The sequence below is a fragment of the Paenibacillus ferrarius genome, from assembly GCF_002027705.1.
Taxonomy (GTDB): domain Bacteria; phylum Bacillota; class Bacilli; order Paenibacillales; family NBRC-103111; genus Paenibacillus_E; species Paenibacillus_E ferrarius.
This window is the reverse complement of the sequence record NZ_MBTG01000056.1, coordinates 33457-45947: the sequence shown is the minus strand read 5'-3', so window position 1 is coordinate 45947 and position 12491 is coordinate 33457. Positions and strand designations below refer to the sequence as shown.

Here is a 12491-nt window from a genome sequence, read left to right as displayed (position 1 = left end):
AAAAATAAAGGGAAACGCAGCCCAAAGGCTGACATTCCCCCTATTAAGAACACTTTGTGAACTATACGTTTGCTTCCGCAGTTTTGCGGTGCTTTTCTGCACGCTCGCGCTCGCTTTTGTTCAAAATCTTTTTACGGATACGAACAGATTTTGGTGTGATTTCACAATACTCATCATCATTCAAATACTCAAGCGCTTGCTCCAAAGAGTACATACGAGGAGTTTTCATTTTGACCGTTTCTTCTTTGTTCGCAGAACGGATATTGTTTACCGCTTTTTCCTTACAGATGTTAACGATGATATCATTGTCACGCGTATGCTCGCCAACAACCATTCCTTCGTAAACTTCTGTTTGTGGATGTACGAACAAGATTCCGCGATCTTCTACAGAAAGAATTCCGTAAAGTGTCGATACGCCGGACTCACTGGAAACCAGAACTCCTTCATGACGTCCGCCTACACCAGCGCCTTGGTAAGGACCATAGCTGTCAAAAGCATGGTTCATAATCCCATAACCGCGTGTAAGTGTTAAGAAGTTCGTTCTGTAACCGATCAATCCACGAGCTGGGATTAAGAACTCAAGACGAACGTTGCCGCTGCCGTTGTTGATCATGTTAACCATTTCCGCTTTGCGGGAACCTAAGCTCTCCATAACGGAACCCATGCTGTCTTCTGGAACGTCGATGATTAAACGCTCGATTGGCTCCATTTTTTGTCCGTCAATTTGACGGATGATAACTTCTGGTTTGGAAACTTGCAATTCAAAACCTTCACGACGCATGTTTTCAATCAAAATACCTAAGTGAAGCTCGCCGCGGCCTGATACGACAAACGCATCCGGGCTGTCTGTATCTTCAACGCGCAAACTAACATCAGTTTCAAGCTCTTTGTATAGACGCTCGCGGATTTTACGGGAAGTTACCCATTTCCCTTCACGTCCTGCGAACGGTGAGTTATTTACGATAAAGGTCATTTGAAGCGTAGGCTCATCAATTTTCAAGACAGGCAATGCTTCCGGATTCGCAGGATCTGCGACCGTTTCACCAATATTGATATCTTTGATCCCTGCAATCGCAATGATATCCCCTGCAGCTGCTTCTTCAATTTCAATCCGTTTCAAGCCTGTGAAACCGAATAATTTCTCGATTCTAGCTTGTTTTTGTCCGCCTTCACGCGTCATAACCGCAACAGTTTGCCCTTGACGAATTTTACCACGGTTCACACGGCCAACACCGATACGACCCAGGTATTCATTGTAATCCATCAATGTAACAAGGAACTGAAGCGGTTGTTCAACATCCTCTGTAGGAGCCGGAATGTGGCTAACAATTGTTTCATAAATAGCTTCCATGTTAGCATCTTGCTTCTCTGCATCCAAGCTGGACGTACCTTGAAGAGCGGAAGCATATACAACGTGGAAATCAAGCTGCTCATCCGTTGCACCAAGTTCAATGAACAAGTCAAGAACTTCATCCACAACTTCTTGAGGGCGTGCGTTTGGACGGTCAATTTTGTTAACAACAACAACTGGAGAAAGGTTGCTTTCCAATGCTTTACGCAGAACGAACTTCGTTTGTGGCATTGTGCCTTCGAAAGCATCAACAACCAACAATACGCCGTCTACCATTTTCATGATACGTTCAACTTCTCCGCCGAAGTCAGCATGTCCAGGTGTATCTACAATGTTAATCAAGTAATCTTTATAGTTAATCGCCGTATTTTTTGCAAGGATGGTAATACCGCGTTCTCTCTCTAGATCGTTGGAATCCATTGCTCTTTCTTGAATAGCCTCGTTATCGCGGAATGTTCCGGATTGTTGAAGCAATTTATCTACGAGTGTTGTTTTGCCGTGGTCAACGTGCGCGATGATAGCAATATTGCGAATCTTGTCTCTTGCGTGCATGAATGTCAAACCCTCTCTACCCTATAATTTTCGTCTCTGTTCATAAAACAAGCGTCGGACATAAGCGCCGACGCTTGACATTTACCCTTATTATACGCAGATTTACGACATTATGCAAGGTAAAAACCCAACCAACATAAAACTTTTACATACAGCTGTCTGTAACTACCAAACTTTCCGCTTGCGAAACATCATAAAAAGTCCTGCAAAAACAAGGATCAAAGCGATTACATAGACGCCTAAGTGGACAAGCAAAGTGAGTCCAAAAAAGACAACTGAAATAATTCCCAAAATCATGGCGGCGATTAGTACACCGCGATCACTTCCGCGATCGAACAGATGAAGCTCGTATAAACCAATGGCTACGCCTAGAATAAAGCCAGGCCAAAGATAACTCATGGAATGCCATCCAAAAAGATTGCAATAGAAGAACATGACGGCATACGTCGTCAAGATGCCGCCCGGCACAAGAACGCCAACCGGCAGCGTGCGGTTGAAAAACAAAAAATGAAACAAGAGCCCCGGAATGAGCAAAACGAGCGGCCAAAAAAAGGAAAGAAGCACATGAAAAACACCTAGTTTTCCGAGAAGCAATACGACGGCCAGGCCGATTAACAGGACACCGATGGAGTAGCTATTTCTAGCCAATCAAATCCCCTCCTAATTCACTTGTCAATAAGGCGTCCGCTTTCGACACCCTTCTACAAATAGTGTATCGCACCTTCTTCGAAAATGCTAGGGTCATCTCCTATTTGCGGCCCCGCCGTTTGGCTTCCAGCAAACGGCTCATGCTGTCCGGCGGCGTCTGCACAGCCGCCGCTGGAGGGGGCACCGGAGCTGCTGCCGCAGGCTGCTCCGGGATCGGCCGCGGCGGCGCAGCCGCGGCTCGCAGAGCGCCGCCTTCGGCGAGGCGCTCACTCTTGCGCTGCAGCTTATGCTCCGCAAGCTGCTTGCGTCCCCGCAGACGCCCCATCGGCGTCTCCGCTTGCTCTGGCGGGCCCGCCGCCGCGGCCCGCCCGTTGAACGCCCGGGCCCACAGGCCGGGCGGCAGCGACAAGCGACGCGCTGCGATGTCCATCAGCAGCAGCGCGAGCGCCGCCATCAGCAGATACACGCTGATGGGGGTGAATCGCTTCTGCGCAGCAGAAGCGAAAGCAAAGGCTTCTTCCGGATGTTCCAGCGACAGCATCCGTCCGCCTGTAAGCTCAGCAAGCTGCTGAAGCTTGCTAAGCCCTTGACCTTCCGTGATCCGATATTCCGGAGAATAGGGAATCACGAACCCGGTCGTCGAACTGCCGATGACGCGCTTCTCTGCTCCCTCTCCGCCGCCGGATGCAAGGAGCTCTGTCTTCGCCATATATACGCCTGACTTATCCACAGGCAGCTGTGCTGAATAATTCCCTGGAGCTGTAGAGGTGAAGCTGATCTCCTGCGTGCTCAAAGATTCATCCGTCACGATCGCTCGAAGCTCCTCATCACCGCTGCCGCCAATCCATTCTGGATTCCCACTCGAAGCCTCCAGCGACAACTCATTGCCTGTCAGATGTGTTTGCAGGTCAATCGGAGAGGATTGAAACTGCGGAAATGTCCATTTGACCATACTCGCAAGCATTTGGGGGAAAGCAGGCCACGTGACCCAATTGGCCGACCACGCTCCTGTCACATCACTTGTCCATGCAACAGAACGTCCTGAGCCATACTGCCATCTAGCCAAAACCGGATCCGGCTCGGAGCTTGCAAGAACAACCTCAGCAGCTTCTTTGGGCGTTGTGGCTATATAGCCATTCAGAACAGGAAGAACCTGGCCCATAAAACTGCGCCAATCCGAACCACCGGTTACGGTAGGTACAAAAGGCTGATTGACGACATAAGTCCGCGAAATCAATACAGCTTCGCGGCTAAAAATAGCCGGTATCGTACTCTGATCCACTGCCGCATAATACCTTCCCTTTGCCAGCTCGGCTAACTTACTGAGCAGTGATTGATCCGCATCCGTTCCAATGGCGACTGTCGACATGGTGATTTGTTCTTTTTGCATGTTCTCGGTAAGAGCTGCATAACTTTGATTCGTGGCAGACTGACCATCCGTCAGTAAAATAATATGCTTCCGCTGAGCTTCTACCTTGGAAAGCTTGGAATAAGCCTCTTCAACGGCTGTATATATCTCCGTCCCTCCGTCTGCTGGGATCGCATTAATTTTCTGAATAATCCCCTTCTTATCTGTCAGCTTTTGAGGTTCTACATACCAGTTCGGCGACGAATCAAAGCCAAGCACGCCTATCGTATCTTTCTCTCTAAGCAAATCCACCGTGCGTGATGCGGCTTCTTGCGCCAGCTTCATTTTCTCACCGGACATGCTGCCCGATTTATCGATGACGAGCACGATACCCAGCGATGGAATTTCTCGTTTTCCCCGCAAATCCATATATACAGGGAGCGCCCGCTCGATTGGTGTTTTGAAATAACCGCCTAGACCGTAGCTGTTATCCCCTCCCAGCATGACAAGGCCAATGCTGTAATCCCTCACGGCCTGCTCGATCATGTCCATTTTGAACTGCGGAATTTGGGTTGCGGCTACATTATTTAAAATAATACTTTCATACCCCGTGTAGGTGACCAAAGCGTTGGAAAGCAGCTCAGGAGCGATCGTTTCAAAAGGAATCATTGCAGCTTGCAGAGCGCTTTCTACATTTTGAGAGCTGCCCGCCGTTCCTTCCACGATCAATACCTTCGGAGGACCCTGAACCTTGCTGAATCCATACTGTGTATTATTGGCCGACTGCTCATCGCCTTCCAGATAAACCTCCGCTCGGTACCGATGGAATCCCGGCTCCTTGGCAAGAGATTGCAGAGCGAATACATTCTCCCCTTTATTCAATTGCACCGATTGAACCGACATTTCGCGGTTGTCCTCGAACACTCGCAATTGCGCTGGACCTGTGGTTGTGGAACGAATGACCACTTGGAGCGTGTAAGCTTCCGCTTGATAGAGCTTGTCTGGTATTCGAACCGTTTCAATCGCAGCATCTTTACGTTCTTTGCCCACAAGCGGAACCACATCTACTTGAATGCCGCGATCGCGCAGAAGCTTGCCTTGGCTTAGAAGGTCACCCACATTTTCTTCGCCATCCGACATCATAATTACACGTCCTGAGTTTCCCTTTGGAAGTAATCCAGCTGCTAGCTGGAGAGCGGAAGCTAAATTAGTAAACTGCGGGTTGGCTTCGGCGGTAAACTGAAATCCATCCAAGTTTCTGGCATCAACGGGTTTCTCAATGGAAGCTTGCAGCGCAGCCGAGACAACTCCTGATTGATCTTTCTCTGAAGTCCGCGCTTTCACCGCCTCTTGAATCCATGCTAACTCTTTCCTATCTTCCTTGACACTTTCAGAGCGGTCAATTGCGAACACAACACTTCTTTGGTTGGTTTTTGTGAACAGCTGTGTGCCTGCCAGAGCAAAAACAAGCAGGATCAACATCATAGAGCGAAGTGCAACAACTGCTTTTTTCCTAGGACCTTGGAGACGGCGAAGACTTATCCACAACCATCCGATGTAGATAAGAAGCAGCGGCAGCAGCAGCAGGACGCGAAGATGCTCAACCTGAATACCCACGTCTGTACACCTCCCATTCGACAACTAGTAACGCCAGCAAAATTGCAATGAGCCAAGGTAGAAGACCAATAAAACCAACCCTGTCCCCCGTGTTGGACTTCTCCGCATTCCCTTGAACTGATTGAAACGTCAGAGAACTTTCTTGCTTCGCGTTGATGTTCGATTCCCTAGGGTCCATAATGACTTCCAGCAATCGCGACTGCAGCTCACGGCCCTCAAGATTATACTCTACAAAGTCATATAAACCGGGAAGCAGCGGCACCGTTTGAACGCCTGACAACCCCTTTTGCACCAGCTCGGCTTCTTGCTTCGGAACACCTGACATCCCTGTTTGCCAAACCGCTTTCACAGCTTCCGGGTGGAGCGCAATGCTCAAGCGTTCGCCTGCTATGATCCGACCTAGATTGCCACCTTGATGTTCAGTCAGCCAAGCGACCGCATTTTGAACAAGTATAGGAAATTCAGACCGCAGCGCTAAATCGGATTGTTCCAGCGGAAACCTGAAAGAAAGCCTTGGACGGCCATTCTCTGTACCCGCAAGGATCAACGGAACTTCAGCTGATGAAACAATGCTTTTCCCCCAAGAGAGCCGTGAGTTGAGCTGAGCTTTCACAATGTTGACATCCTGAAGACGAAGGTAGCGAGTTACCGGATGTTCCGCTATCGTAAAGGATGCTTTTTGAGGCACAGCGACTTCCGCTTCAGCCATAGATGCCAGCTCCCACAACGGCTTAGACCGCAGTAATTGCTGCCATTGGTTTGATTGCAAGGCTGAATCCACTTCACTTATCCCATCCAGAACGATCAAATCAGGAGCAAGCCCCAAAGGGATAGGGTAAGCTCCGTCTTTTCCTTTTTGCATTTGCAGCACATCTACATTTGCCAAAGACAAAGCTTTTTGCATGAACAAATTCCCCTCGCCCACATAAACAGCTTGCAAATGGCCTGTTCCTTCTGGAAAAGCATAAGCTGTGTTGTCTGTCTCCAAGGCGTCTTTGACGTCCAAATGGAGCTTGTACACTTTAGCCGCTTGCATCTGCTGTATGGCATATGTTTTTTGCTCACCAGCCTTAAGTTGAAGGGATTCCTCGTGAACCGGCTGCGAATCCGCATATAACGTCATTTTGACCGCCGTGCTCACAGTCCCCCAGTTCTTCAACACAGCTACTGCTCTTGTATCCGCAGCTTGCGCGCTGCTCTTTACCCCAAATTGGACGATACTCACATTGGTCAAACCTTGGTCCGCTTGGTTCCCTCCCTGGTTTCCGTCTCCTTTCACATTTACCGAAGCGTCCCCGAAATCCTGCATACTTACTGGGATAGCAAACGTGATGCCCTCGATTTTATCCGTCCACTGCCGGTCCGTGTAGATACGCACTTCTCCGTCTGCTTCTTCGCGTGTTAATGCCGAAGCTAACGAGAGTGCCTCCTGCACCTTTGTTTTGCCATAAAAAGGCACTACCTTCTCAAGCGCATTCTGGAGCGCCGCCACACTCGCTTCCTTCTGCAAGATCAGTTCGGGCTGATCTTTCATAACTAAAAGAGAATAGCTGCGGTTCCCGGCTGCATCCGACGCATAATCAAGAATCCCTTGCTTTGCGGCATCCAACCTTGTTTTCATGCCGGGTGAGGCTTGCATACTTGCTGAAGCATCAAGAACGAAAAAGACATGAGCCTTCGCCGCTGCCTGCTGGCCTCGAATCAAAGGCTGTATCAAAGCAAGTATCAGCAATATGGCTGCCAACAATTGAAGAAACAGCAGTAGATGCTTGCGAAGCCGCTGCCAAGGCCGATTAGCCTCTTGCTCTCGAAGAATCCGCTGCCAAAGCATGTGACTGGGTACCACGGTATCCGTGTACCGGCGCTTTAACATATACAGCAATAAGATAACGGGGATAGCCAGCGAGAACCATAGCCCGCTTAACGATGCGAATTGCATAAGTACTCACCTTTCCACGGCAAATGTCATTCTATTTATCTTGCGTTCGAATATCATCGCTTGGGCATACTACTTGGCGTAGACCTGTTTTTCCCTCGTCTAACACCTTTGCTTATGAACAACATGGGAGGCAACATGAAATCAGTATCTGTAAGTGATAAGAAAAGAAAGCCGCTTTGGACCAAAGCTTTTCTAATCACATCATTGTCAAACTTATTGCTTTTCTTCAGCTTTCAAATGCTCATTCCCACTATTCCGACTCATGTTTCACAATTAGGAGGCAGCGATGTGCAAGTCGGTCTCGTGATTGGGATTTTCACCATTTCTTCACTGATTACCCGGCCTTTCGCTGGTAGAGCACTTGATTTACTGGGCAGAAAACACGTTCTGCTAGTTGGATTAGCCATCTGCACGTTGACGATAGCTGGGTATTCCTATATGGCTGCGGTTGCGCTGATTCTCGCTGCCCGCTTCGTCCATGGTATCGGCTGGGGCCTGTCAACGACCTCGTTAGGCACCGTCATCGCTGATATTATCCCGCCTGAGCGGCGAGGAGAAGGCATGGGCTACTACGGACTTTCCAACACTTTTGCCATGGCGCTGGCGCCTTTAACCGGATTATGGATCCTGCAAACCTATGGGTTCCCCCGCGTACTGCTAATCTCAACCTGTCTGGCACTGCTTTCTTTATTTAGTTCGCTTTTTATTACATACAGTAAACCGCTGCCTCCAGAAAAGTCGGCTCAACCTCCGAAATTCACGGATCGTTTGTGGGAGCGAACTGCCTTGCTGCCTTCTTTTTTATTACTATGCACCGCGATTTGTTATGGAGGTATTGTCACTTTCATCACATTGTTCGGACATGAAGCGGGTATTTCTAATGTCGGCTGGTTTTTTCTTTGCAATGCTTCGATGGTCCTTATCGTAAGACCGATAACAGGAGTACTGTTTGATCGAAAAGGACCTCAGTGGGTACTTCTTCCCGGTGCTCTGTTCACGATCACTGGACTGCTTCTGCTGTCCTATGCGCATTCCGAGGTAAGCCTCGCAGTTTCTGCGCTGTGCTATGGAGTTGGTTTCGGATCTATACAGCCGGCCTTGCAGGCCTGGACCATTGCGCGAGCTGCGCCTAGCCGCCGCGGCGCAGCTAACGGAACTTTTTTTTCAGCTAACGATTTGGGCATTGGCTTAGGTGCGATGGCTTTAGGTGCTTTGGCCAGTTTCAGTGGAAGCTATGCAGTCATGTACCGCTGCTCAACTGTGCTTATCGTGGTGTTCATCCTAATTTATGGCTGGTGCTACTGGCATGCGAGACGCAGCAGGGCTCAAGGGGCACAGCGCTAACGAACAAGCCCATTTCGCCTTAACTCTCCAAGCAGAAAATCAGCCGCAGGCACATCCGTTGAGGCAAGGAGATAAGTGATCCCACGCTCATAACAAAACGACTTAAGCGTCTGTGTATACTGAAATGCTGCCTCTTTATACGCTTGAAGCACCTTGCTGCTCATCGCCACTTCTCTGGCTGCCCCTGTTTCGCTGTCAAGCAAACGCAGCTCTCCCGTGAGCAAAGGGTCAAGCTCATCAGGCGCCAGCACTTGGACAACTACCACTTCTTGCTTCGCTGCAAGCAAATATTTCAAAGCGTCTTCAAGCCCTTGTTCGTAAAAAAAATCCGAAAACACCCAAGTCATCCCTGCCTGCCGGGGTAAAATCGCTGGATTGCGAAATGCAGCGCTAATATCCCCGATCCCATCTGGTTCAGTGCTTGCCAGAAATTCAAAAAGCCGCAATGAACTCCCTTTCCCGCGAAGCAGCTTCTGTTGCTTCGTAACCTCATTCGTGAACGTTGCAGCGCTTACGCGATCATAACGGTTTAATGACAAATAACCAATGCCTGCCGCCAACTGTCTGGCATACTCCCACTTAGAAGGGATGACCCCTTCTTTGCGTCCAAAATCCATCGATTTTGAAGCATCCAACCACAAATGAACCTGAAGCTCCTGCTCGTCCATAAATAGCTTAATGAACGGTTTTCCTGTTCGCCCGTAGGCATGCCAATCTAATTGACGTGTATCATCACCTGGCGTGTATAAACGATAATCCGCAAACTCGAGTGATGAACCTAACTGCTTAGAGCGTCTACTGCCCTGCATAGTTCCGCGAATGCGGCTTTTTGCAGCGATACTCATCTGATCCAATCGCCGCATTAGGGCGGGATCCAGTAAATTTAAACCACCTCTCATCGTCCATTCTCCATTGAGCTAATGATGGCTTGAACAATAAGATCCGGCGAAATCCCCATAGCCTGACCTTCAAAATTAAGAAATAAACGGTGTCGCAATGCCGGAACAGCGACCACACACACATCCTGCTTCGAGACATGATAACGACCAGCGAGAAATGCTCTAACTTTTGACACGGAAATCATAGCTTGGACACCACGAGGTCCTGACCCATATCGAATGTATCTTTTGACTTCATCAGGTGCCGTAGATTCCTCTGGATGCGTATTCATTAACAATTGAACCGCAAAGTCAAGGACCTCATCAGAAACAAGAATTTCTTTGAGTCCTGATTGAATATCTTGCAAGAGTGAGCCATCTGCTACTTTTTCGGCCTGCAGCCGCTGACCCGAGGTTGTTCGGATAACAATTTCCTTTAGTTCGTTTTTCGTTGGATACGTGACATGAATTTTAAGTAAAAATCGGTCAAGCTGTGCTTCAGGGAGCGGATATGTTCCTTCTTGCTCCAATGGATTCTGTGTGGCCAAAACAAAAAAGGGCGTCGGGAGCTTGTAAGTTTCGGAACCCACCGTAACGGTTTTCTCCTGCATGGCTTCGAGCAGAGCACTTTGGGTTTTGGGTGTTGCCCGGTTGATTTCATCTGCGAGAACGACATGACCAAACAACGGACCGTGCTGGAACTTGTAAGAAGTTTCACCTTGAGTCCCAAATTGAATCACATTCGTTCCTGTAATATCTGCAGGCATTAAATCCGGTGTAAATTGGATGCGTGAAAAGCTAAGATCCACTGTGTCCGCGATCGTTTTCACAAGCATGGTTTTCCCGAGACCTGGTATTCCCTCAAGCAGCGCATGCCCTCCAGCTAAAATACACCAAAGCATCTGCTCGACGACTTCTTGCTGGCCAACGATGACTTGACCAATCTGCTCTTTCATTTGCTCGACCGCTGCTCTCCAGCTATCTAATTGTTCTTTGGATTCGACCATTAATTCTGCCCCTCCTGTTCCTCTCAAACTACCGTTGTGGTTGAATTTCCAAGAAGTAATCTCGCACGATATTTTGCATATGCTGCGGGAGCTCGGTGCGATTCAGCGAGCTTGAAGCTTCTGCCGCGTAATCGGCATAGACATCTTCGTACGGACGCGAGGCTCCATCAATGGCCGGAGCCGATCCGCCTTGGCTGACTTCGCCGCCCCCGCGGCTTGGCCCGCCATCGATGTAGGTGCCTCCGGTGCCGAAGCGTTCTCTCGGCGTCGCTACAAGCCCGCGCGAACCCGCGCCCGTGCCGCCTTGCGTCCCACCAGCACCGCTGCCGCCAGATGCGCCGCCGGCCCCAGCCGCGGCATTCGCTCCTGTGCCGCCCCCGGGCGCTCCACCTGCACCTGCACCTGCGCCAGCGGCTCCGTTTGCTCCAGCGGCTCCGCTCGTGCCTGCGCCCCCTCCGGGCGCAGTAGCACCCGCGCCGCTGCTCGGCGCAGCGCTCGCTCCCGCCACGCCTGCGGCTGGCAGAGCACTGGCGCTTGGGGCCGCCGTGCTGCCAGCAGCGGCCAACTGCTCTGCGCGGCCGCCGGTCGCCCACGCCTGCCCCGGCTGCGCCCCGCTTGCCGCAAGCTCGCGAGCCTGCGGCAGGGCTCCGGCGGCGAGACTTGCCGCCGCCCCCGCCGCCTGCGCTTGCTGCTGCGCCAGAGCTTGCTGCGCGGCGCTGGCAGCCGCAAGGCCGGCTTGCAGCTGGCTTAGCTGCTCTGCAGCGTCCTCACCGCTGCGCAGCGCGCTGGCGGCCTGCTGAAGCTGCTGGCGCAGCTGCTGCTCTGCATCCGGCGAGCCGGCAGCAGCCGAGGCTGCCAAGCGCTCGAGCTCACTGGCGAGCTGCTGTTTCTGCTGCGGCGTCATCTTCTGCACTTGCTCAGCAAGCTTAGCAGCCTCGCGCTGAACGCTTTCCGCATTCTTCTGTGCAAGAGATTTGCCTAACTCGCGCAGCGCTTCTGTCCGCTGCATCGATTCGGCCCACTGCTCGGCATGCCGTTGTTGTTTTTCCAGCTCTCCTACGGCTGCTTCCATTTTCTTCAGCGATTTCTCCAGCTCCTCCAATGCTTTAGCTGTCGTTGGCGTTTGACTTAAGCGCTTCTCCAGCTCCTTTAGATCCTCCGTCATTTGCTTGGTCACTGGCAGTGGAGACGGTTTTGCGGCCAATTCCTTCACGAGCTCAGCGACCTGTTTCCGCTCGTCTTCAATCCATTGCTTGTCTTTCTTGACATGCAGAAGCGCAGCATCATTTGAATTCGGCAGAATCAATAGTCCTCCTGCGATCATTAAACCAGCAGCAACGGGAATCCAACGTCTTCTCGGGACAGAGAACGCAACAACGGCTTTTAACCGTTTTGCCACAAAGCCATTTGCTTGATCAAGGGCATCCTGCCTTTGCAAGGCGGCAACGATTGAGGTTTGCCGGGTGCTTAGGAGCGCCGTCGAAATACGGTCATCCAAGCCATGTTGATCCAATAACCTTGCCGCATCAATGATCTTTGGACGCTGCAGGAATAACCAAGCAGCTCCAATAACAACCGCAGCACCCACACTAATGATTGCTCCATACCGATAACCGCTAATCAGGAAGAACCGTCCGCCAAGCAGCCAAAGACAGGCAAAGGCAATGCCTATAGTCAAACTGCGAAAAAGGTAGTCCAACCCTTTCGCTTTCAAGAGACGCAGCTTCACAGACTGAAGCAGATCATCCAGCGAGGTATACTTCATAAGCAGACAGCTCCTTCCTGATGGCTTTATCGATAATTACAC

8 protein-coding genes are annotated in these 12491 nt (G+C 50.5%); 1 reads left to right on the top strand and 7 read right to left on the bottom strand.

Annotated features, from left to right (window positions below; genetic code table 11):
• Window positions 1-61: 61 nt before the first annotated feature.
• The 4 genes from typA to BC351_RS35430 all read right to left on the bottom strand — a co-directional run bounded on the left by typA (window position 62) and on the right by BC351_RS35430 (window position 7455).
• On the bottom strand, window positions 62-1903 hold the full coding sequence (gene typA, locus BC351_RS35445; protein WP_079419972.1) for a translational GTPase TypA: 1842 nt from the start codon (window positions 1901-1903) through the stop codon (window positions 62-64).
• A 165-nt stretch (window positions 1904-2068) separates the two neighbouring features.
• Window positions 2069-2551, bottom strand: coding sequence for a hypothetical protein (locus BC351_RS35440; RefSeq protein WP_079419969.1), 483 nt, complete (start codon window positions 2549-2551; stop codon window positions 2069-2071).
• A 100-nt stretch (window positions 2552-2651) separates the two neighbouring features.
• Window positions 2652-5516 carry a VWA domain-containing protein gene (locus BC351_RS35435; RefSeq protein ID WP_079419966.1) on the bottom strand — a complete coding sequence of 955 codons (2865 nt, stop codon included), beginning with the start codon at window positions 5514-5516 and terminating at the stop codon, window positions 2652-2654.
• A complete protein-coding gene (locus tag BC351_RS35430; protein WP_079419964.1) occupies window positions 5500-7455 on the bottom strand; it encodes a vWA domain-containing protein in 1956 nt (651 codons plus the stop codon). Before BC351_RS35430 ends, BC351_RS35435 begins: the two co-directional genes overlap by 17 nt.
• Window positions 7456-7590: 135 nt before the next feature.
• Between BC351_RS35430 and BC351_RS35425 the strand changes: the two genes are divergently transcribed.
• Complete coding sequence (locus tag BC351_RS35425) at window positions 7591-8799, top strand: MFS transporter (protein ID WP_144028631.1); 1209 nt, start codon at window positions 7591-7593, stop codon at window positions 8797-8799.
• Here the strand turns inward: BC351_RS35425 and BC351_RS35420 are convergent.
• Genes BC351_RS35420 through BC351_RS35410 form a run of 3 tightly spaced genes read right to left on the bottom strand, consistent with a single transcriptional unit; the run spans window position 8796 to window position 12449 of the window.
• Complete coding sequence (locus tag BC351_RS35420) at window positions 8796-9698, bottom strand: DUF58 domain-containing protein (RefSeq protein ID WP_079419961.1); 903 nt, start codon at window positions 9696-9698, stop codon at window positions 8796-8798. The genes BC351_RS35425 and BC351_RS35420 overlap by 4 nt on opposite strands.
• Window positions 9695-10684: an AAA family ATPase gene (locus BC351_RS35415; RefSeq protein ID WP_079419959.1), complete on the bottom strand. Its 990-nt coding sequence runs from the start codon at window positions 10682-10684 to the stop codon at window positions 9695-9697. The genes BC351_RS35420 and BC351_RS35415 overlap by 4 nt, the downstream gene beginning before the upstream one ends.
• A gap of 28 nt (window positions 10685-10712) precedes the next feature.
• Window positions 10713-12449, bottom strand: a complete 1737-nt coding sequence (locus BC351_RS35410) for a hypothetical protein (protein ID WP_079419956.1) — start codon at window positions 12447-12449, stop codon at window positions 10713-10715.
• Window positions 12450-12491: the final 42 nt, after the last annotated feature.

Excerpts from the sequence above, each read along its gene's own strand:
- BC351_RS35425 (WP_144028631.1), top strand. The coding sequence starts at position 7,591 with ATGAAATCAGTATCTGTAAGTGATAAGAAAAGAAAGCCGCTTTGGACC.
- BC351_RS35420 (WP_079419961.1), bottom strand. The coding sequence starts at position 9,698 with ATGAGAGGTGGTTTAAATTTACTGGATCCCGCCCTAATGCGGCGATTG.
- BC351_RS35415 (WP_079419959.1), bottom strand. The coding sequence starts at position 10,684 with ATGGTCGAATCCAAAGAACAATTAGATAGCTGGAGAGCAGCGGTCGAG.
- typA (WP_079419972.1), bottom strand. The coding sequence starts at position 1,903 with ATGCACGCAAGAGACAAGATTCGCAATATTGCTATCATCGCGCACGTT.
- BC351_RS35410 (WP_079419956.1), bottom strand. The coding sequence starts at position 12,449 with ATGAAGTATACCTCGCTGGATGATCTGCTTCAGTCTGTGAAGCTGCGT.
- BC351_RS35430 (WP_079419964.1), bottom strand. The coding sequence starts at position 7,455 with ATGCAATTCGCATCGTTAAGCGGGCTATGGTTCTCGCTGGCTATCCCC.